The sequence below is a fragment of the Jiella sp. M17.18 genome (genome assembly GCF_041027365.1).
Taxonomy (GTDB): Bacteria; Pseudomonadota; Alphaproteobacteria; order Rhizobiales; family Rhizobiaceae; genus VKMB-3413.
The window spans coordinates 90,743-112,041 of record NZ_JBFTEH010000008.1 but is presented as its reverse complement, the minus strand read 5'-3'; the positions used below and the strand labels follow the sequence as shown (position 1 = coordinate 112,041).

Here is a 21,299-nt window from a genome sequence, read left to right as displayed (position 1 = left end):
CTCATTCGGGGGCACCCCGTCCGGACGTAGCGTGCAGGAGCCGCTGCAGCGCCCCGGTCGCAACCTCCGGGGCTTCCAGCGAAACCATGTGGCCGATGCCTTCCAGCATGGTCAGCGCGGCCCCGGGTATCGCCGCAGCCATCTCCCGCGATCGCTGCGGCGCAATGATCTCGTCCGCCGTCCCCGCGAGGATTTCCGTCGGCACGGCGATGCTCGATAAGAGGCCGGTCTGGTCCAGCCGGGCGATGATCGCCTCCTGCTGACGCACGAAGGCCTCGGGTCCGACCGCCTCGGCCATCTCGACCGCCAGGCGCTGCAGCCGCGCGTCCGAACGTGCGGACGGACCGAACAGCCGCTCCGCCAGCAGCCGCGCGACGGTGCCGACGCCGTCCCGCCGGGCGAGCGAGATCAGCCGGCGCCGCCGCTCCGTCTGCTCCGCTGTGTCGGGGTCGGCGCTGGTCGCCATCAGCGCCAGGCCGCGGACGCGGTGAGGCTGCTGCCGCATCACCTCCAGCGCAACATAGCCGCCCATCGACAGGCCGCAGAGGATGAATTCCGCCGGTGCGGTCGCCAGAAGGCGCTCCGCCATCTGCGTGATCGACGCGTCCGTCAAAGTATCGGCGATGCGGCAGTCGATCTCCAGCGCAGCGATCTGCGGGAGATAGAGGTCGCCGCTGCAAAGCAGCCCCGGCACGAACACGATGCTTGTCGTTTTCATGAATTTAACCCTCAAAATCCCGGAAATCCGCCCCATATGACTGCTCAAGGTTGACTCGCGTCTGCGGTCGCCCTATCGCCCCTCATAAGCATGGGCCTTTGTCGGCGCATTCGCGCCATTGTCTCCAGTCGTAGAGAACTGCCAGCTTGACACTCTTTTCCGAACTCGGCCTCAGCGCCAAGGTTTTGGCGGCCGTCGAAGCCGCCGGCTATCGCGAACCCACGCCGATCCAGGAACAGGCCATTCCGCACGCGCTCGAGCGCCGCGACGTGCTCGGGATCGCACAGACCGGTACCGGCAAGACCGCGTCCTTCGTGCTGCCGATGCTGACAGTGCTCGAAAAGGGCCGCGCACGCGCCCGTATGCCACGCACGCTGATCATCGAGCCGACGCGCGAACTCGCTGCGCAGGTCGAGGATTCCTTCACCAAGTATGGCAAGGACCAGAAGGTCAACGTCGCCCTGCTGATCGGCGGCATGTCGTTCGGCGATCAGGACAAGAAGATCGACCGCGGCGTCGACGTGCTGATCGCGACGCCCGGCCGGCTGCTCGACCATTTCGAGCGCGGCAAGCTGCTTCTCACCGGCGTCGAAATCCTGGTGATCGACGAGGCCGACCGCATGCTCGACATGGGCTTCATTCCCGACATCGAGCGGATCTGCAAGCTCCTGCCCTTCACCCGGCAGACGCTGTTCTTCTCGGCGACCATGCCGCCGGAGATTACCCGGCTGACCGAGCAGTTCCTGCAGAACCCGGTCCGCGTCGAGGTCGCCAAGCAGGCCTCGGCCGCGCTGACCGTGACCCAGCGTCTCGTCGCCTCGCACAAGACCGACTACGCCAAGCGCGAGACGCTGCGGCGGGTGATCCGCGAACAGGACGACCTGAGCAACGCGATCATCTTCTGCAATCGCAAGCGCGACGTCGCGACCCTTTTCCGGTCGCTGGAGAAGCACGGCTTTTCCGCGGGCGCGCTGCATGGCGACATGGACCAGCGCTCGCGCACGGCGATGCTGCAGGGCTTCCGCGACAACCAGATCCAGCTGCTCGTCGCCTCCGACGTGGCGGCGCGCGGTCTGGACATTCCTGCCGTCAGCCACGTCTTCAATTTCGACGTCCCGATCCACGCCGAAGACTACGTCCACCGCATCGGCCGCACCGGCCGCGCTGGTCGCTCCGGCAAGGCGTTCACGCTGGTGACGAAGGCGGACAAGAAGTATCTCGACGCGATCGAGAAGATGCTCGGCAGCGAGATCGCCTGGCACGGCGACACGCTCGCCGATCTTCCGGCGGAAGAGGCCGAGGAAAAGCCGGGCCGCGGCAGCCGCCGCACCGGCACCTCGTCCCGCGCCGGCACGCGCTCCCGCGGCGAGAGGAGCGATCGCCGCAAGAAGGACGTCGCGCCGGAGACCGCCGAAGAGCCGGCCGTCGCGCGGGCAGAGGCCGGGGAGTTGGCCGTTCCTGTCGCCGAGATCAATGACGACGCCGCGCCGGCCGCCGCTGCGACGGAGGCCCCGGCCCGCAGCTCCCGCAGCCGTGCTTCCGGCAGCGATCGCGGCCGCCCGTCGGCGTCGTCCCGGGGCCGCGTCTCGCCGCCCGCCAACGCGAACCGCTCGCGCGGGGGCGACGACGGCAAGCAGCCGGTCGGCTTCGGCGACGACATCCCCGCATTCATGCTGATCGGCACCGGCACCTGAGCGATGGGGGCCGGCCGTACCGTCGGTCGGAGCGCTGTAGCCGACAGTCAGTCCCACAGATGCAAAAAAGCCGCGGACGAGAGATCGCCCGCGGCTTTTCTTTTTCCTGTCCGGCTCGCCTCAGTGGATCGAGAGGCCGCCGACCTGTTCGCTGAGCCGCCGCAGCTCCGTGCGGGCCTGCGCCGTCAGCTCGACCGTCAGCGAGACGGCGCCGTCGTCGCGGTCGTCGCGCGTCTGCACCGAGGCGTTCTCGTAGAGCCAGGGCAGTACCCTCATCGCATCGGGGGCGACGTCGAGCGAGAGTTCGCAGAGCGAGCCGGCGATGCGCCGCTCGATCTCGGTCAGGAGCGCGTCCGTCCCCTTGCCCGTCACCGCCGAGACGAGATGCGCGGCCGCAGGATCGGGCAGCCCGTCACGCGCCGTCTCCAGATGCTGGCGGCCCGCCTCGTCCAGAAGGTCGATCTTGTTCCAGATCTCGACGACGTGGCTCGTATCCTCCGCATCGATGTCGAGGTCGTGCAGGATCTTGCGAACGTCCTCGGCCTGGGCGAGCGTGTCGGGATCGGCCATGTCGCGCACATGCAGGATCAGGTCCGCCTCGATCACCTCTTCCAGCGTCGCCCGGAAGGCGGCGACGAGATGCGTCGGCAGGTCGGAGACGAAGCCGACCGTGTCGGAGAACATCACCTCGGTGCCGTGCGGCAGCGTGGTCCGGCGCAGCGTCGGGTCGAGCGTCGCGAACAGGAGGTTCTTGGCGAACACGTCCGACCCCGTGAGCCGGTTGAACAGCGTCGACTTGCCGGCATTGGTGTAACCGACGAGGGCGACCACCGGATGCGGCACCTTCTGGCGCTTGGCGCGGTGCAGCTGGCGCGTCCGCTTCACCTGCTCCAGTTCGCGCTCGAGCTTCTTGATCTTGTCCTGCAGCTGCCGGCGGTCGGCCTCGATCTGCGTCTCGCCGGGGCCGCCCATGAAGCCGGCACCGCCGCGCTGGCGCTCGAGATGGGTCCAGGAGCGCACGAGACGGCCGCGCTGGTAGTTGAGATGGGCGAGATCGACCTGCAGCCGGCCTTCCTTGGTGCGCGCACGGCGCCCGAAGATCTCCAGGATCAGGCCGGTGCGGTCAAGCACCTTGGTGCCGAGCTCCTTTTCGAGATTGCGCTGCTGCACGGGGGTGAGCGGGTGGTCGAAGACGACGAGGCCAATCTCCTCGGCCGCGACGACGCCTTTCAACTCCTCGACCTTGCCGGTGCCGATCAGGGTCGCCGGACGCGGCCTGGAACCGGTGACGACGCCGCTGGCGACGATCTCGAGGTCGATGGCCGCAGCAAGGCCCAGAGCCTCGGCGAGACGGGCCTCGTCGCTGCGGCGGACGAGTTCCGATCCCGCGCCCATGCTCTCGTCCGCCGAGGTGAAGTTGCGGAAGGTCGGGACGAAGACCGCCGCTCTCGTCGCGACGCTCTTGTGTTCGATCGGGCCGCGCGGCCCGGTTTCGCGGAATTCTGCCAATCAGTTGGTCCTGTCCTCGTCGCCGCCCTCGTACATCTGGACGGGCTGCGACGGCATGATGGTGGAGATGGCGTGCTTGTAGACGAGCTGCGAGTGCCCGTCGCGGCGAAGCAGAACGCAGAAATTGTCGAATGAGGTGACCACGCCGGTCAGTTTCACGCCGTTGACCAAAAAGATCGTCAACGAAATCTTCTGCTTGCGGACCGTGTTGAGAAAGAGGTCCTGGAGGTGCTGGGTGCGCTCAGCCATGTATGGGCTTTCCTTGTTATCGTTCTTCCGCAGCGGCTCGAAATCTCCGTTTCGCCGGCCGCGGTGCCGCATCGCCTGGGGGTAAGCAGTCGGCGCCGACGGCTTATGCATGAATGTGGTCTTTCGCAGCGCCGTCGTAAAGCCGGACTTTCGCACGCGCACGCAAAGACGATGCGAAAGCCGAGCTGTGCCACGGTCGGCGGCCGTGAACGCTCCGGCTGCGCGTGACGGACGGACAATGTCGGCGCCTGGGCCGACGGGCGTCCTGGGGCGCCGCCTCGAGACCCGGTCAGAAGAATTCGAGGCTGACCCGGAACATCTGCTCGACATGGCGCACCGCGCTCGCCGCTGCGAAGATGACGACGCGGTCCTTCGCCCTCACCTTCATCTGGCCGCTCGGCTTGACGTATTTGCCCTCGCGGTAGATCGCGCCGATCCTCAGATTGTCCGGCAGGTCGAGATCCCGCAGCGGCGTACCGACCAGCGGCGAGGTTTCCAGCGCCTCCGCCTCGATCACCTCGGCGATGCCATTCTGGATCGAATGCACCGCCCGGATCCGGCCGCGCCGCACGTGCTGCAGCACCTTCGAGATCGTCACCGTGCGCGGATTGATGAAGGCGTCGATCCCGAGCGTGCGCGTGAAGCCCTGGTACTCCGGATTGTTCAGAAGGGCGAGGTTGCCCTTGCAGCCCAGCCGCTTGGCCATGACGCTGGAGAGGATGTTGACCTTGTCGTCGTTGGTGACGGCGACGAGAAGATCGCCCGTGCCGATATCGGCCTCCTCCAGGATCGCCTGGTCGAGGCCGTTGCCGTGCAGCACGATCGTGCGTCGCAGACTGTCGGCAATCGCGACCGCGCGCTCGTGATTTGCCTCGACGATGCGGATTTTGGTGCCGAGATTGCGCCGCTCGATCTGGCTGGCGACATAGAAGCCGATATTGCCGCCGCCAACCACGACGATGCGCCCCGCCTCCGGCTCCTCGTGGCCGAACAGGCCGAGCGTCCGGCGCACATGCGAGCGCTCGGCGACGACATAGGCGACATCGCCCGGAACCATCTGATCGGCGGAAGCCGGGATGAACACCCGCTCGCCCCGCCATATGCCGACGACGGTGGCGTTGAGATCGGGAAACAGGTCGGTCAGCTGGTCGAGCGGCGTGTTGACGACCGGGCAATCCTCGCGGCACTCGATCGCCACCATGGCGATCTTGTCGTCGGCGAAACGCACCGCGTCCATCGCGCCCGGCAGCGAGATGCGGCGCAATACCATCTCGCCGACCTCCAGCTCCGGCGAGATGATCACGTCGATCGGCAGGTTGTCGGTCGAGAACAGGTCCTGCCAGTGCGAATGCAGGTAGCTCTGCGAGCGGATGCGGGCGATCTTGGTCGGCACGTTGAACAGCGAATGCGCGACCTGACAGGCGATCATGTTGACTTCGTCGTGCAGCGTCACGGCGATGATCATGTCCGCCTGCTCGGCGCCGGCCTCTGCCAGAACGTCGGGATGGGCGCCGTGCCCGACGAAGCCGCGGGCGTCGAGATTGTCGCGGATTGCCTGGACGAGCGTGTGGGAGGTGTCGATGACCGACACGTCGTTGCGCTCGGACGCCAGCCGTTCGGCGATGCCGTAGCCGACCTGTCCCGCACCGCAGATGACAACCTTCATTCAGACGCCCCTCTGGCGATCGTTGCTGAGCGATGTGCATAGACCGCAAGCGGGTCGCCCGCAAAGCCCTCCCGCGGAGGATGGCCCGCACGCCGACGCGGCGGATCGCGCAACACCAGCAGCGGCGGCGCGCGATCAGATGCCGAGCGACTTCAGCTTGCGGTGCAGCGCCGAGCGCTCCATGCCGACGAATTCGGCGGTGCGCGAGATGTTGCCGCCGAAGCGGTTGATCTGGGCGACGAGATATTCCTTCTCGAACACCTCGCGCGCATCGCGCAGCGGCAGCGCCAGGATCTGGCCGTTCGCCTGGCTTGGCGTCCTCGGCAGCATGTCGCCGACCTCGTTCGGCAGCATGTCGGCGGAGATCGCCTCCTCCGCATCGCCGTCGCGGGCAAGAATCATCAGGCGCTCGACGTTGTTGCGGAGCTGGCGGACATTGCCCGGCCAGTCGCTCGACTGCAGCACCGCCATCGCCTCCGGGCTGATCGCGCGTGGCTTGATGCCGGTCTGCTCGCTGATCTGCTTCATGAACGCATCGATCAGCAGCGGCACGTCCTGCCGGCGATCGGCGAGCGGCGGCACCGGGATCGGAACGACGGCGAGGCGGTGGTAGAGATCCTCGCGGAAAAGCCCGTCGGCGATCATCGATTCGAGGTTCTGCGACGTCGAGGAAATGATCCTGACATCCACCTTCACGCGCTTCGAGCCGCCGACGCGCTCGAAGGTCTGTTCGGTCAAGACGCGCAGGATCTTGTTCTGCGTCTCGCGCGGCATGTCGGCGACCTCGTCGAGATAGAGGACGCCGCGATGGGCCTCTTCCAGCGCACCGACCTTGCGCTCGACGCCCGGCGGCGTCTCGTTGCCGAACAGCTCGATCTCCATGCGCTCCGGCGTGATGGCGGCGGCGTTCAGGGCGACGAAGGGTCCTTCGGCGCGGCTGGAGGCTGCATGGATCGCGCGCGCCACCATCTCCTTGCCGGATCCGGACGGGCCGAGGATCATCACGCGGCTGTTGGTCGGGGCGACGCGCTCGATCAGCGTGCGCAGCTGGTTCATCGGCTGCGACTTGCCGATCAGCTCCGAGAAGTCCGAAGAGCGGCGCCGTAGGTCGAGGACCTCGCGCTTCAACTTGGACGTCTCCAGCGCGCGCTCGGCGACCAGCAGCAGGCGGTCGGCCTTGAACGGCTTCTCGATATAGTCGTAGGCGCCGCGCCGGATCGCCGAGACGGCGGTCTCGATATTGCCGTGGCCGGAGATCATCACCACCGGCACTTCCGGATGCTGCGCCTTGATCGCGTCCAGGAGGTCGAGCCCGTCGAGCCGGCTGCCCTGCAGCCAGATGTCGAGGAAGACCAGTCGCGGCACGCGGTCGGCGATGGACTGCAGGGCGGCGTCGGAATCGCCGGCCGTGCGCGTCTCGTGCCCCTCGTCCTCGAGAATCCCCGCGACCAGCTCGCGGATGTCGGCTTCGTCATCGACGATCAGGATGTCCGATGCCATGGCTCTCACCCAATCCTTTCTGCGGTCTCGTTCTCGCTCACGGACCCGTCTCTTGCGGCAGCCGTACCGGACGGAAGCCTCATTCTCACCATCGCGCCCTGCGGCTGATCGGGTGCATCCTCGAGCGAGATCTCCCCGCCGTGGTCCTCGATGATCTTGCGGACGATGGCGAGGCCGAGGCCGGTGCCCTTCTCGCGCGTCGTCATGTAGGGCTCGAGCAGACGATCACGATTCTCCCGCGGGAAACCGCGGCCGTTGTCGATGATGTCCACGCTGTGGAACTCGTCGCCGGCGCGGGCGCGGATCGTGATCCGGCCGGCGAGACCTTCCGTCGCCTCGAGCGACTCGACCGCGTTCTTGACGAGATTTCCGAAGGCTTGTGACAGAAGACGGATGTCGTAGGAACCCAGCATCGGCCGATCGGGGATGTCGGCTTCGAACGCGATGCCGTGATCGCCCATCTCCCGCATGAACATCGCCTCGCGCAGCGCCTCGCGCAGATCCTTGTTCTCCATCTTCGGCTTCGGCATGCGGGCGAAGGTGGAGAACTCGTCGACCATGCGGCCGATGTCGGACACCTGGCGCACGATCGTCTCGATGCAGCGGTCGAAGACCTCGCGGTCGTCCTCGACCCGCTTGCCGTAGCGCCGGCGGATCCGCTCGGCCGAAAGCTGGATCGGCGTCAGCGGATTCTTGATCTCGTGCGCGATGCGCCGGGCGACGTCGGCCCAGGCCGAGGTGCGCTGGGCATCGACGAGATCGGTGATGTCGTCCAGCGTGACGACGTTGGACTGGCCGCCTTCACCGTCGCCGGAGGAGGTGATGCGCACCGCCAGCGTGCGTTCGCGCTGGCCGATCTTGAGCTTCAGCTCCTCCTGATACTCCGGGCGGCGCGACTGCGAGGCAGCGTCGCGGATGCGGCCGATGGTCGGGAAGACCTCGTCGAGCTTGCGGCCGATCACCTCCTCGGCGTCCACCGACAGGATCCGCTCGGCCGAAGGGTTGAGCATCGAGATGGTGCCGTCCTGCTCGACGCCGAGGACGCCGACAGTGACGCCGGACAGCACCGCCTCGGTGAAACGCCGGCGTTCGTCGATGACGTCCTTGGCATGGACCAGCTCCGAGCGCTGGCTCCGCAGCTGCAGGATCATGTTGTTGAAGGTGTTTGACAGCGAGCCGACGTCGCCATCCGAGACGCGCACCGGCACCGAGACGGAGAGATTGCCCTCCGAGACCTCGTCGGCCGCTCCAATCAGCAGCCGGATCGGGCGGACCAGCCGATCGGCGACGCCGATGCCGGTCCAGATCGCCGAGAGAAGGACGATCAGCGTGATGCCGAGATAGAGCAGCGCGAAGGCGATCTGCAGGCCGAAGCGGTTGCTCTTGAGATCGGAATATTCCGCCGTCCGCTCCTCCATCAGGCGCAGCGATTCCATCACCTGGGGATCCACTGCCCGCACCGTATAGAGGTAGGCGTCGGTGAGCTGCCGCAGCTTGATGATCGAGCCGACGAGGTTCGTGACGCCCGGCGGAATGAAGACCAGATTGCCTTCCGCCGCCTGGGACAGCGCGTCGGCGGGCGGAGCCGGCAGCGGCTTTCCGACCGGCACATTCGCCTTCATGAACGGCGTGCCGTCCGGCCGCAGCAGCTGCGCGCCGAGCAGCGAGCGTCCCCTCGCCTGTTCGGTCAGCAGCGATTCGAAGCCGGTCCGGTCGAGATCGTAGAGCCGGCGCTGCTGGTCCAGGTCGTAGGCCATCGACAGCGTCGAGCCCTGCAGGTTGCGGGCGTTCTCGTTGACATAGGCCCGGGCGACGCTGATCGAGGAGTCGATGATCGCCTGCGTGCGCATACCGAACCAGCGGTCGAGGCCGAGATCGAGGGTCACGCCGGCGACGATCGCCACCAGGAGCGCCGGCAGCGCCGCGACGATCGAGAACAGGACGACGATGCGGATATGCAGGCGCGAAGCCGCCCGCCCCTTGCGCCGCGCCCGGAACATGCGCAGCACCTCGCGCCCGATCAGCACGCACAGCACCACGACGAAGGCGCCGTTGACGATAGAGGCGATGGTGACGATCGTGTCGGTCGGCGCGATCGGCGTCAGGCCCATCAGCACGACGAACGAGATCGCGCCGGTGATCAGCGCGCCGACGACCGCGAGAAGTCCCGGCACCAGCATGAAGCGCCGGCGTTCCAGAAGAAACGGGATCTCGGTGTCGGACTGAATCGGGTGCGATGTCATTCTTGGCTGCAGCTCAGGTGGCCGTTGCCACTGAGCAACGGAATGTGTCTAAACTGCAACGAAACCGAAGAAATTTCCAGCTATCTGATCGATCGGACGACGGAAATATCAAGATCCCGGATCTTCTTTCGCAGCGTGTTCCGGTTCACCCCAAGAAGATCGGCCGCCTTCACCTGATTTCCACGCGTCGCCGCCAAAGCGGCTGCGATCAAGGGATATTCCACCTCCCGCAGGATTCGGCCGTGCAGGCCCGGCGGCGGCAGGTCCTCGCCGAAGGAGGAGAAATACTCAGCGAGATAGCGCTCGACCGCCGTCGACAAGTCCACGGCCTTGCTGCCGTCGACGTCCAGTCCTGGCGCGCGGACCGCGTCGTTGGTGAGCTCGTGCTCGACGAGTTCCGCCGAGATCTCGTCCTGCGGATAGAGCGCCGACAGCCGGCGAACCAGGTTCTCGAGTTCGCGGACATTGCCGGGCCAGGCATAGCGGCGCATGACGTCGAGCGCCCCCTGCGACAGCGTCTTGCGCGGCAGACCCTCCTTCTCGACCTGCTGGAAGAAGTGCCGCGCGAGGTCCGGCAGATCCTCGATGCGCTCGCGCAGCGGCGGCAGGCGCAGCGGCACCACGTTGAGGCGGTAGAACAGGTCCTCACGGAACAGGCCGCGGCTGATCAGCTGGCGCAGGTCCTTGTTGGTGGCGGCGACGATCCGGACATCGGTCGCGATCGGCGTGCGTCCGCCGACCACGGTGTACTCCCCCTGCTGCAGCACCCGGAGCAGCCGCGTCTGCGCCTCCATCGGCATGTCGCCGATCTCGTCGAGGAAGAGCGTGCCGCCCTCGGCCTGCTCGAATCGCCCGCTGGCGCGCGCCTGGGCGCCGGTGAAGGCGCCCTTCTCGTGGCCGAAGAGCTCCGACTCGATGAGGTCGCGGGGGATCGCCGCCATGTTGATCGCCACGAACGGCCCCTTCCGCCGCCGTCCGTAGTCGTGCAGTGCGCGGGCGACCAGCTCCTTGCCGGTGCCGGACTCGCCGGTTATCGTCACCGTCAGGTCGGTCTGCATCATGCGGGCGAGCGCGCGGTAGATGTCCTGCATGGCCGGCGAACGGCCGACCAGCGGCATCGCCTCCTGCATCTCGTCGCCCGCGCCGTTCTTGGCGCCCTGCTTCGGCTCGGACAGCGCCCGGCGGACGATCGAGACCAGCTCCGTCAGGTCGAAGGGCTTCGGGATGTAGTCGTAGGCGCCCTTCTCGGACGCCTTGATCGCCGTCATGAAGGTGTTCTGCGCACTCATGACGATGACCGGCAGGTCCGGGCGCGAGTTCTTGATCTTCGGCAGCGTGTCGAAGGCGTTGCCGTCGGGCATCAGGACGTCGGTGATGACGAGGTCGCCCTCGCCCGCGGAGATCCAGCGCCAGAGCGTCGCGATGTTCGAGGTGACGCGCACTTCGAAGCCGGCGCGCATCAGCGCCTGGGAGACGACGGTCCGGATCGCGGCATCGTCGTCGGCGACGAGGATCTGCATTGCCATGGTACTCTCAGCCTTGCATTCCGGAAGTGTCGTTGGGGTCTTCGGCGAAGGATTCACGCCAGGCGGGCATCAGGATCCGGAACACGGTATGGCCCGGCTGCGACTCGCATTCGATGACACCGCCGTGGTCGCCGACGATCTTGGCGACCAGCGCGAGGCCGAGGCCGGAGCCTGAGGGCTTGGTGGTCACGAACGGGTCGAAGATGTTCTCGCGGATGTCGTCCGGGACGCCGTCGCCATTGTCCTCGACCGAGAACTCCAGCGGCAGCGTCACCCGGTCCTTCGACCCCGGGACGGACAGGCGCACCCCGGGCTTGAAGGCCGTCGAGAGCTTGATCTCGGCATCCTCCTTGTCGCGCACCGCCTCCGCCGCGTTCTTCAGGAGGTTGAGGAACACCTGCACCAGCTGGTCGCGGTTGGCGTAGACGGGCGGCAGCGAGGGATCGTAGAGCTCGGTCACCTTGATGCCGCGGGCAAAGCCGTTGCGGCCGAGGGTCTTCACATGCTCCAGCACGGAGTGGATGTTGACCGCGGAGCGTTCGATCGGGCGCTGGTCGGAGAACACCTCCATGCGGTCGACCAGCTTGACGATCCGGTCGCTCTCCTCCTGGATCAGCCGGGTCAGCGTCCGGTCCTCGTCGCTCGCCGAACTCGCCAGCAGCTGCGCCGCCCCCTTGATGCCCGAGAGCGGGTTGCGGATCTCGTGCGCCAGCATGGCGGCGAGGCCGGTGACGGTCCGGGCCGCCGAGCGGTGCGTCAGCTGCCGGTCCATCTTCTCGGCGATCGAGCGCAGCTGGATCATCACCACGACGAGATCCGGATCGTCCGCCAGCGCCGAGACGTAGAGGTCGACGATGCGCTCGCCACCGAGCCGGGGCGAAGAGATGTCCACCCTGTATTCGCTGATGCGCGACTGCTCGCGCCGCACCTGCTCGATCAGGCCGAAGAGCGGACTGTCGCCGGGGACGAAATCCTGCAGCCGACGCTTGGCGAGGTAGGACATGCCGGCGGAGAAGAACTGTTCGGCATCCGAATTGGCGAAGCGGAAGCGGCCCTCGGGGTCGATCACCACGACGGGATGCGACAGCGCGTTGAGGATCCGGGTTTCCGGCGTGTCGGGTGCGACGAGATCGGAGTGACTGGACATGGCTCAGGCGGCCTCCGCCAAGGGTGCGTCGGCGAAGGACGGCTCGACGTCCGACAGGCGCGCGTTTCCAAACAGGCTTCGCAGAAGCGCGATCACCGCATCCGGGGAGCGGCCGGTCATCACCGCAGCGCGCTCTTCCCCCGGCACCGGCCCGACGGCAGCCGCAAAGCGGTCGAGATACCAGCCGAGGTGCTTGCGCGCATGCCGCAGGCCGGTCTGGACGCCGTAATGCGACAGCATCGCCTCGTAGTGCTCCGTCACGAGGTCGGCGAGCGACATCGACCGCAGGTCCGCCTCCTGCACGGCGCCCGCCACGAGGCCGGGCAGCCACGGCCGACCCTGGCTGCCGCGGCCGATCATCACGGCATCGGCGGCGCTCTCGCGCAGCATGCGCGGCAGCTGCTCAGGCCGGACGAGGTCGCCATTGGCGATGAGCGGCACGGACACCACCGCCTTCACCGCCGCGATCGCCTTCCAGTCGGCGGTGCCCTCGTAGAAGTCGGCGCGCGTACGCCCGTGGACGGTGATCATCGCGACGCCGGCTTCTTCCGCCCGGCGCGCGATCTGAGGCGCATTCAGCGACTGCCGGTCCCAGCCGAGCCGCATCTTCACGCTCACCGGAACGTTGCCTGCGCCGGCGAGCGTCGCCTCGACCAGGCGCAATGCGAGATCGGGCTCGCGCATCAGCGCCGAGCCCGAGAGGCCGCCGACGACCTTCTTCGCAGGGCAGCCGAAATTGATGTCGATGAGGTCCGCGCCCTCGGCAGCGAGGCGTTCGGCGGCCGCGCGCATCCAGGCCGGATCGCGGCCCGCGAGTTGCACCGCATGCGGACCGTCGCCGTCACGCATCGCCCGCTTCAGCGCCTCGGCGTCGCCCTTGACGAACTCGCCGCTGGCGATCATTTCCGACACTACGAGGCCCGCGCCGAAACGCCGCGCCAGCCGGCGAAACGGCACGTCCGAGATGCCGGAGAGCGGCGCGAGCAGGACGCGGTTCTTCAACGTCAGGCGGTCGAGCGTCCACGCTTTCCCGACCGCAGCCGGACCGGCGCTCTCGCTTAAAGTTTGAGCGTTCATGAGCGGTGTCGATTCTTGCATCACTGCGATGTACTTTATCGGGGCATGCTCAAAAGACAAGCATGTTGCGCTTGCGAAGATCGCTCCTTTTATGATCCATCCGCAGCGATCGAAAGGGAGGGTTGGGTGAATGGAGCGGACAGTCGCCGCGATCATCGTGGCTGCCGGGCGCGGCGAACGCGCCGGGCAGTCGCAGGAGGGACCGAAGCAGTACCGCACGATCGGAGGCCGCCCCGTCCTCGCCCATACGGTGGAGCGGTTCCGGAGCCATCCCGCGGTGGGGGAGATCGTGCTCGTCGTCCATCCGGATGACGGGGATCTCCTGGCGCGCGCGCTCGGCCCTGCGCGCGACGGGTTGACGATCGTCACCGGCGGTGCCGAGCGGCAGGAATCGGTGCGGATGGGACTGGCGGCGCTCGGCGACGATCCGCCGGACATCGTGCTGATCCACGACGGCGTACGCCCCTTCCTCCAAGCGGATCTGATCGAGGCCGTCATCGCCGAAGTCTCCGACGATCGCGGCGCGATCCCGGCCCTCGCCATCGCCGACACGCTGAAGCGCGCGACCGGCGACTCGCACATCCACGAGACGATCGACCGCAAGGGCCTGTTCGGCGCGCAGACACCGCAGGGCTTTCCCTATCAGGCGATCCGATCCGCACACGACGCGGCGTCACTCTCCGGCCGCTCGGACTTCACCGACGACGCCTCGATCGCCGAATGGGCCGGCCTGCCGGTGCGCCTGGTCGGCGGCCACCCCGAAAACGTCAAGCTCACCACCGCCCACGACATCGCGCTGGCGGACCGCAAGCTGAAAGGAAGCCCAGAGATGATCGACGTGCGGACCGGCAACGGCTACGACGTCCACAGGCTGGTCGCGGGCGACCACGTGACGCTCTGCGGCGTGCGCATTCCCCACGACCAGACGCTCGACGGCCATTCCGACGCCGACGTCTGCCTGCACGCGCTGACGGATGCGCTGCTCGCGACCTGCGGAGCCGGGGATATCGGCGATCATTTTCCGCCCAGCGATCCGCAATGGCGCGGCGCGGCCTCGCACATCTTCGTCGAGCGGGCGGTGGAGATCGTGAAAGAACGCGGCGGCCGGATCATGAACGCCGACATCTCGCTGATCTGCGAAGCGCCGAAGATCGCGCCGCACCGCGAGGCGATGTGCGAGGCGGTCGCGGCGATGACCGGGCTTTCGCGGGACCGGGTGTCGGTCAAGGCGACGACCAACGAGACGATCGGCTTCGTCGGCCGCCGCGAGGGCATCGCCGCGATCGCGACGGCGAGCGTATCCTATGGAGAGCAGGGATGAGCGCGAGCGGACCGTCAGGCGAAGGCACACACGCTGCGAACGCGGCTCCTGTCGCTGCCGCCGGAGACACGGCCGCCCTCGCCCGCGCGATCGTCGAGCGCTACGCCGCCGCCGGCTGGACGCTCGCCACCGCCGAATCCTGCACCGGCGGCCTCGTCGCCGGCGCGATCACCGACATCGCCGGCTCCTCCGCCGTCCTCGACCGCGGCTTCGTCACCTATTCCAACCAGGCGAAGATCGACATGCTCGGCGTCGATCCGGCGGCGCTGGCGGCGCATGGCGCGGTGTCGGAGACGGTGGCGCGGCAGATGGCCGAGGGCGCGCGACAGCGGGCGGGCGTGAACGCGGCCGTCTCGATCACGGGCATCGCGGGACCCGGCGGCGGCTCCGACGTGAAGCCGGTCGGACTCGTCCACTTCGCCTGCGCGGGCCCGGCCGGCACAGCGCATCGCGAAGAGCGCTTCGGCGACATCGGCCGGGCGCAGGTGCGCGCGGCGTCGGTGCGGGTGGCCCTGGAGATGTTGGCGGCGGCACTGGAGCGACGCTGACTGGAAGCGCGGCATCGGCGCGATCCGGTCGCCCCGGACGCCAAGCGATCCGCTTTGGCCGACAGCGGCAGCGTGGCGATGAGGGCGCCTACAGCCTGCCGTTCTCCGGGCCGATGTTCCGCCGGAGCGTAGCGGCTTCGCGGCTTGCGGTGACGGAGCCGGCCGTTCCGCCGACCGCCGTATCCCGCAAGAGCTTTCGCGCGCTTTCGACGGCAGCGTAGCTCGCCTGAAGCCGCTCGGCCTGGAATTCGAGCGTCTGCTGGCTTCGGGAGACGCAGAACGCGGTCCGCCCGAGCCCGTCGCTGAGGCCCGCCCGAATCCAATCGAACTGCGGATCGAGCGTCGGACCGCGCATCGAATTCTCCTGACTGAACATGATGGCAGGAGAGTAAGGCCCGGATCGGCAGCCGACCACTAAAAATTTCGCAACACGGTTCAGGAACGTGTGAGCGAGGTGGCAGTGCGCGAGCGCAACGCCGGCCCTTGGCCGGCGCCGGGCGTGCCGGCCATCCGCCTCAGCCGTAGATCTTGTCCGCCCGCTGCTCGAACGCCTCGGCGAACCGGCGAAACGCGAAGTCGAACATCGAGCCCATCAGCAGGCCGAGCGTGCGGCTCTTGAACTCGTAGTCGATGAAGAACTTCACGTCGCAACCGCCCTCGCCCGCCGGCTCGAAGGTCCAGCGGTTGTCGAGATATCTGAACGGGCCGTTGACGTAGGAGACGTCGATCTCGTTCTCCTCGGGCTTCAGGAGCACCTGCGAGGTGAAGGTTTCCCGCACCATCTTGTAGGCGACCGTCATGTCGGCGATCAGCAGGCGCTTGCCCTCCTTCTCGCGCTCCGAGCGGATCACCAGGCGCTGGCAGAGCGGCAGGAACTCCGGATACTTCTCGACGTCCGCGACGAGGGCGAACATCTCCTCCGGCGTGTGGCGGACGCGGCGGGTCGTTTCGAATTTCGGCATCGGAACGGAAACTCAGGCGGCGGCTTGGCGGGCGAGCCGCGCCGCCTTCAGGCGCTCGAAATCCTCGCCGGCATGGTGCGAGGAGCGGGTCAGCGGGCTGGCGGAGACGACGAGGAAGCCCTTGGTCAGCGCGACGGTCTCGTAGGACTTGAACTCGTCCGGCGTGACGTAGGCGATCACCGGATGGTGCTTCTTGGTCGGTTGCAGGTACTGGCCGATGGTGAGGAAGTCGACGTCGGCCGTGCGCAGGTCGTCCATCAGCTGCAGCACCTCGTTCCGCTTCTCCCCGAGCCCGACCATGATGCCGGACTTGGTGAAGATCGTCGGATCGAGTTCCTTCACCCGCTGCAGCAGCCGGATGGAATGGAAGTAGCGCGCGCCCGGCCGCACCGTCAGATAGTTCGACGGCACGGTCTCGAGATTGTGGTTGAAGACGTCGGGCTTGGCCTCGACGACGCGCTCCAGCGCGCCCGGCTTCCTCAGGAAGTCCGGCGTCAGGATCTCGACGGTCGTGCCAGGCGCTGCGGCGCGGATGGCGCGGATCGTCTGGACGAAGTGCTCCGCCCCGCCGTCCGGCAGGTCGTCGCGATCCACCGAGGTGATCACGACATGGGCGAGGCCCATCGCGGCGACGGCGCGGCCGACGCTCTCCGGCTCGCTCTGGTCGAGCCCGTGCGGCTTGCCGGTCGAGACGTTGCAGAAGGAGCAGGCTCTCGTGCAGATCCCGCCCATGATCATGAAGGTCGCGTGCTTCTTCTCCCAGCAGCCGCCGATATTGGGGCAGCCGGCCTCCTCGCACACGGTGACGAGCTTGTTGTCCCGCGCGATCGCGCGCGTCTCGTAATAGCCCTTCGACACCGGGGCCTTGACGCGGATCCAGTCCGGTTTCGGCTGGGTCGCGGCATTGTCCGGACGATGGGCTTTTTCGGGATGCCGCGGCCGGGGCTGAGCCTCGGCCGGCGAGCGGTTGTCGAGCACGGTGACCATGACCGGCTATTTAGGCCGCCGAGGGCTCTGGCGCAATCGTTTCAGGCGCGTCCGCGGATCAGCCGGAAGACGAAGATCAGCAGGCAGGCGCCGATGAAGCCGACGATCAGATAGGCCCACGACCAGTGGCTGGTGTAGCCGATGACGTGGAAGGCGGCGAGGATGGCATTGAGCACCACCGCGCCGACGATGCCCAGAATGATGTTCATGATCACGCCCATGTCGCTGCGCATGACCTTCTCGGCCAGCCAGCCGGCAATGCCGCCGACGATGATCGCACCCAACCAACCCATGCCGCTCTCTCCTTCAGGCAATCGATAGTCGGCGAAAAGATGAGGCGAAAACGCCGCCCCGCAAGGGACGGCGTCGACAAAATCGCGATGGCGGGCGTGAGGCAACGGGACAGGCACCTGCCGTGGGCGCGTTGCGAGCGCCCGAGCAGAGGCGCGCGGCCCGGCGCCCGGCATTACATGTGGATGACGCGGCCGAAGGCGTCGAGCACGCTCTCGTGCATCATCTCCGACAGGGTCGGATGCGGGAAGCAGGTGTGCATCAGCTCTTCCTCGGTGGTCTCGAGGCCCATGGCGATGACGAAGCCCTGGATCAGCTCGGTCACCTCGGCCCCGACCATGTGCGCGCCGAGAAGCTCGCCGGTCTCGGCATCGAACACCGTCTTGACCAGGCCCTCCGGCTCGCCGAGCGCGATCGCCTTGCCGTTGCCGCGGAAGTTGAAACGGCCGACCTTGACCTTGCGGCCGGCCTCCTTGGCCTTAGCCTCCGTCAGGCCGACCGAGGCGACCTGCGGCTGGCAATAGGTGCAGCCGGGGATCTCGGTCTTCTTCATCGGATGGACGTCGAGGCCCTTGATCTTCTCGACGCAGATCGTCCCCTCGTGCTCGGCCTTGTGGGCGAGCATCGGCGGGCCGGCAACGTCGCCGATGGCGTAGATGCCCTCGACATTGGTCCGCCCGTAGCCGTCGATCTTCACGATGCCGCGCTCGATCTGGACGCCCGCCTCTTCGAGGCCGAGCCCTTCGGTGTTGCCCATGACGCCGACGGCGGAGATCAGCCGCTCCGCATTCAGCGTCTGCGACTTGCCGTCCTTGGTCTCGACGGTGACGGTGACGCCGTTGCCGCCCTTCTCGACCTTCGACACCTTGGCGTCGGTGAGGATCTTCAGCCCCTGCTTCTCGAACTGCTTGCGCGCGATCCCTGCGATCTCGGCGTCTTCCACCGGCATGATCTGCGGCAGCAGCTCGACGACGGTCACGTCGGCGCCCATCGTCCGGTAGAAGGAGGCGAACTCGATGCCGATGGCGCCGGAGCCCATGACGATCAGGCTCTTCGGCATCGCCTTCGGCTTCATCGCCTCGAAATAGGTCCAGATCCGATCGCCGTCCGGCTCGATGCCGGGCAGGACGCGCGGGCGCGCGCCGGTCGCCACGATCACGTGCTTGGCCTTGTAGGTCCCCTCGCCGAGGACGCCCTTCGGGATCGGGTTCTGCGGCTCGACCACCGTCTTCTCGATCTTGCCGACGGCGACCTCCACCGGCCCGCCCTTCGGCGCCTTCGCGATCTTCGCCTGGCCCCAGATGACGTCGATCTTGTTCTTCTTCATGAGATAGCCGACGCCGCCGTTCAGCTGCGCCGAGACGCCGCGCGAACGCTTCACCACCGCCTCGATGTCGAAGTCCGGCTTGGCGATCTTCAGCCCGTAATTCGCGGCGTTCTCGGCATAGTGGAAGATCTCGGCCGAGCGCAGCAGGGCCTTGGTCGGGATGCAGCCCCAGTTGAGGCAGATGCCGCCGAGATGCTCGCGCTCGACCACCGCCGTCTTGAAGCCGAGCTGGGCGGCGCGGATCGCCGCGACATAGCCGCCGGGGCCGCCGCCGATGATCAGGATGTCGTAGGTGTCAGCCATGGGTCGTCTCCCCGGACGCTTGTTCGTTGTCTGTTTCGACGAAGGGATCGATGGGGTGCGCCATGCACCGGCCGCCAGCGCAGAGCCATGCCCACGGCGCCGGGCTGCCCGGCGCCATCGTCATGCGTCGTCGGCCAGAAGCTTGCGCACCGGCTCGATCAGCGCTTCGCCGAGTGCCTTCGTGTGCTCCGCCGAAAGGTGGATTCCGTCGAGCGGCGTCGTCTCGCACGCCTCGGAGGCGTCGAAGAAGGCGCATTGGTATTCCTCTGCCACCTTGGTGAAGGCGGAGCGGAAATGCTGCGATTCCTCGACCGCATGGCCGAGCAGCAGCGCGAAATCCGGCTCGGTCGTCTCGCAGAAGATCGGCGGCGCGACGATCAGGATCTTCGGAACGGTGTAGCCGCGCTGATAGGGGAAGCCGAGGACGATCTCGACCAGCCGCTCCATGCCCTGGCGCGATTCGAACACCCGGCCGCCGCCGGTGTGCTTCTTCAGGTCGTTGGTGCCGAGCATCAGGATGACGAGGTCGAGCGGCTGATGCGCGCCCAGCGCCGTCGGCAGCGTCTTCACCGCGTTGCGCTCGGCCGAGACCATCTGGTCGTCGAACACCGTGGTGCGCCCGTTCAGCGCGTCGGTAATGACGTAGGCCTCTTTCTCCAACGCCTTCGACAAGACGTTCGGCCAGCGCACATCGTGCTCGTGCCTCAGGCCCGTCTCGGCGTTGTAGCCCCAGGTGAGGGAGTCGCCGTAGCAGAGAATCGTCTTCATGCGCCTGCCCTCGTCTCTCGTCTCAGACCAGCATCGACATCGGGTTCTCGATCAGCTGCTTGAAGGCGCTGATCAGCTCCGCCCCGAGCACGCCGTCGACCGCGCGGTGGTCGGTCGAGAGCGTCACCGTCATCACCGTCGCGACGGACACGGCCCCGTTCTTCACGACGGCACGCTGCTCCCCGGCGCCGACCGCGAGGATCGTCGCATGCGGCGGGTTGATGACGGCGGAGAAGTCCCTGATGCCGAACATGCCGAGGTTGGAGACGGCCGAGGTGCCGCCCTGGTATTCCTCCGGCTTCAGTTTGCGGGCGCGGGCGCGCTTGGCGAGGTCCTTCATCTCGTTGGAGATCGCCGAGAGCGTCTTTTCGTCGGCGCGGCGGATGATCGGCGTGATCAGCCCGCCCTCGATCGACACCGCGACGCCGACATCGGCGTGCTTGTGGATCAGCATGGCGCCTTCGGTCCAGGAGGCGTTGGCCATCGGCACGGCTTTCAGCGCCAGCGCATGCGCCTTGATGATCATGTCGTTGACCGAGAGCTTGTAGGCCGGCTTGTCGCCTGCGTCGGTCTTGATCATCGGCGAGGCGTCGTTCAGCTGCTTGCGCAGCGCCAGCAGCGCGTCGAGCTCGCAGTCGACCGTCAGGTAGAAATGCGGGATCGTCGTCTTCGCCTCGACGAGGCGCTTGGCGATGGTCTTGCGCATCCCGTCATGCGGCACCTTTTCGTAGGAGCCTTCCGGGAAGAGCTTCAGGATCGACTCGTCGCTCGCCGCCTTGGCGATCGGTGCGGCCGCAGCCTGCGGCTCGGCGGCCCCCTGGGGCGCAGCGTCCGCCGGCTTCCTCGCGGTGCCGCCGGCCTTCGCCGACTCGATGTCGGCCTTGACGACGCGGCCATGCGGGCCGGAGCCGCTCACCGCCGAGATGTCGACGCCTGCCTCCCTGGCGAGGCGCCGCGCCAGCGGCGAAGCGAAGACGCGGCCGCCCTCGGACTTGGCGTCGCCGTTCGCGGCCGGCGCCGGAGAGGCGGCCGGAGCCGATGCGCCGTTGCCGCCGGTCGCCCGGCTGTCGCCGCGCATCGCCGGCTCCTTGGCCTCTTCCACCGAACCGGTCGCGGCATCGTCTGCCTTGGCGTTCTCCGCCATGACGCCGCCCTTGGCGTCCCCGCCCTGCGGCGCGCCGCCGCCATTGCCGGCCTTCGCCGCGTCGGAGACGTCCTCGCCTTCGGCGGCGAGGATCGCGATGACCGCGTTGACCTTCACGCCCTCGGTGCCGGCCGGCACGAGGATCTTCGCGACGGTCCCCTCGTCGACCGCCTCGACCTCCATCGTGGCCTTGTCGGTCTCGATCTCGGCAATCACGTCGCCCGAGGAGATCGTATCCCCCTCCTTCACCAGCCACTTGGCGAGGTTGCCCTCCTCCATCGTCGGCGACAGCGCGGGCATGGTGACATTGATCGGCATG

General features: G+C 67.4%; 19 protein-coding genes. 3 read left to right on the top strand and 16 right to left on the bottom strand.

Going from position 1 to position 21,299, the window contains the following annotated elements:
• Position 1: 1 nt before the first annotated feature.
• Positions 2–718 carry an alpha/beta fold hydrolase gene (locus AB5S17_RS15795; protein ID WP_369241047.1) on the bottom strand — a complete coding sequence of 239 codons (717 nt, stop codon included), beginning with the start codon at positions 716–718 and terminating at the stop codon, positions 2–4.
• A gap of 146 nt (positions 719–864) precedes the next feature.
• On the opposite strand from AB5S17_RS15795, the gene AB5S17_RS15790 reads away from it, so the two are divergent.
• Positions 865–2,412, top strand: coding sequence for a DEAD/DEAH box helicase (locus AB5S17_RS15790; protein ID WP_369241045.1), 1,548 nt, complete (start codon positions 865–867; stop codon positions 2,410–2,412).
• 120 nt (positions 2,413–2,532) lie between these two features.
• Here the strand turns inward: AB5S17_RS15790 and hflX are convergent, their stop codons facing one another.
• The 8 genes from hflX to dusB all read right to left on the bottom strand — a co-directional run bounded on the left by hflX (position 2,533) and on the right by dusB (position 13,329).
• Positions 2,533–3,807, bottom strand: coding sequence for a GTPase HflX (gene hflX, locus AB5S17_RS15785; protein ID WP_369241327.1), 1,275 nt, complete (start codon positions 3,805–3,807; stop codon positions 2,533–2,535).
• A 114-nt stretch (positions 3,808–3,921) separates the two neighbouring features.
• The gene (gene hfq / locus AB5S17_RS15780) at positions 3,922–4,170 is read right to left on the bottom strand and encodes an RNA chaperone Hfq (RefSeq protein WP_369241043.1); all 249 of its coding nucleotides are present in this window, start codon (positions 4,168–4,170) and stop codon (positions 3,922–3,924) included.
• A 289-nt stretch (positions 4,171–4,459) separates the two neighbouring features.
• Positions 4,460–5,836 (bottom strand): Trk system potassium transporter TrkA, encoded by a 1,377-nt coding sequence (gene trkA / locus AB5S17_RS15775; RefSeq protein ID WP_369241041.1) that lies wholly within the window; start codon positions 5,834–5,836, stop codon positions 4,460–4,462.
• Positions 5,837–5,971: 135 nt separating this feature from the next.
• Positions 5,972–7,336, bottom strand: coding sequence for a sigma-54-dependent transcriptional regulator (locus tag AB5S17_RS15770; RefSeq protein WP_369241039.1), 1,365 nt, complete (start codon positions 7,334–7,336; stop codon positions 5,972–5,974).
• Between the two features lie 5 nt (positions 7,337–7,341).
• Positions 7,342–9,579, bottom strand: coding sequence for an ATP-binding protein (locus AB5S17_RS15765; protein WP_369241037.1), 2,238 nt, complete (start codon positions 9,577–9,579; stop codon positions 7,342–7,344).
• An 80-nt stretch (positions 9,580–9,659) separates the two neighbouring features.
• A complete protein-coding gene (ntrC, locus tag AB5S17_RS15760) occupies positions 9,660–11,105 on the bottom strand; it encodes a nitrogen regulation protein NR(I) (RefSeq protein ID WP_369241035.1) in 1,446 nt (481 codons plus the stop codon).
• A gap of 7 nt (positions 11,106–11,112) precedes the next feature.
• On the bottom strand, positions 11,113–12,252 hold the full coding sequence (locus tag AB5S17_RS15755) for a nitrogen regulation protein NR(II) (RefSeq protein ID WP_369241033.1): 1,140 nt from the start codon (positions 12,250–12,252) through the stop codon (positions 11,113–11,115).
• A 3-nt stretch (positions 12,253–12,255) separates the two neighbouring features.
• Complete coding sequence (gene dusB / locus AB5S17_RS15750; RefSeq protein ID WP_369241031.1) at positions 12,256–13,329, bottom strand: tRNA dihydrouridine synthase DusB; 1,074 nt, start codon at positions 13,327–13,329, stop codon at positions 12,256–12,258.
• Between the two features lie 130 nt (positions 13,330–13,459).
• On the opposite strand from dusB, the gene AB5S17_RS15745 reads away from it, so the two are divergent.
• Both AB5S17_RS15745 and AB5S17_RS15740 read left to right on the top strand, forming a co-directional pair.
• Positions 13,460–14,650 (top strand): bifunctional 2-C-methyl-D-erythritol 4-phosphate cytidylyltransferase/2-C-methyl-D-erythritol 2,4-cyclodiphosphate synthase, encoded by a 1,191-nt coding sequence (locus AB5S17_RS15745; protein WP_369241029.1) that lies wholly within the window; start codon positions 13,460–13,462, stop codon positions 14,648–14,650.
• Positions 14,647–15,198: a CinA family protein gene (locus AB5S17_RS15740; RefSeq protein WP_369241027.1), complete on the top strand. Its 552-nt coding sequence runs from the start codon at positions 14,647–14,649 to the stop codon at positions 15,196–15,198. Before AB5S17_RS15745 ends, AB5S17_RS15740 begins: the two co-directional genes overlap by 4 nt.
• An 88-nt stretch (positions 15,199–15,286) precedes the next feature.
• Here the strand turns inward: AB5S17_RS15740 and AB5S17_RS15735 are convergent, their stop codons facing one another.
• From AB5S17_RS15735 to AB5S17_RS15705, 7 genes are all read right to left on the bottom strand, one after another.
• On the bottom strand, positions 15,287–15,553 hold the full coding sequence (locus AB5S17_RS15735) for a hypothetical protein (protein ID WP_369241025.1): 267 nt from the start codon (positions 15,551–15,553) through the stop codon (positions 15,287–15,289).
• Between the two features lie 160 nt (positions 15,554–15,713).
• Positions 15,714–16,160, bottom strand: coding sequence for a type II toxin-antitoxin system RatA family toxin (locus AB5S17_RS15730; protein ID WP_369241023.1), 447 nt, complete (start codon positions 16,158–16,160; stop codon positions 15,714–15,716).
• A 12-nt stretch (positions 16,161–16,172) separates the two neighbouring features.
• Positions 16,173–17,147, bottom strand: a complete 975-nt coding sequence (lipA, locus tag AB5S17_RS15725; protein ID WP_369241021.1) for a lipoyl synthase — start codon at positions 17,145–17,147, stop codon at positions 16,173–16,175.
• Between the two features lie 41 nt (positions 17,148–17,188).
• Complete coding sequence (locus AB5S17_RS15720) at positions 17,189–17,440, bottom strand: GlsB/YeaQ/YmgE family stress response membrane protein (protein WP_369241019.1); 252 nt, start codon at positions 17,438–17,440, stop codon at positions 17,189–17,191.
• A 173-nt stretch (positions 17,441–17,613) separates the two neighbouring features.
• A complete protein-coding gene (lpdA, locus tag AB5S17_RS15715; protein ID WP_369241017.1) occupies positions 17,614–19,068 on the bottom strand; it encodes a dihydrolipoyl dehydrogenase in 1,455 nt (484 codons plus the stop codon).
• Between the two features lie 120 nt (positions 19,069–19,188).
• A complete protein-coding gene (locus AB5S17_RS15710) occupies positions 19,189–19,836 on the bottom strand; it encodes an SGNH/GDSL hydrolase family protein (protein ID WP_369241015.1) in 648 nt (215 codons plus the stop codon).
• 22 nt (positions 19,837–19,858) lie between these two features.
• Entirely contained in the window at positions 19,859–21,298 is a 1,440-nt protein-coding gene (locus AB5S17_RS15705) for a pyruvate dehydrogenase complex dihydrolipoamide acetyltransferase (protein WP_369241013.1), read from the bottom strand.
• Between the last annotated feature and the right edge of the window lies 1 nt (position 21,299).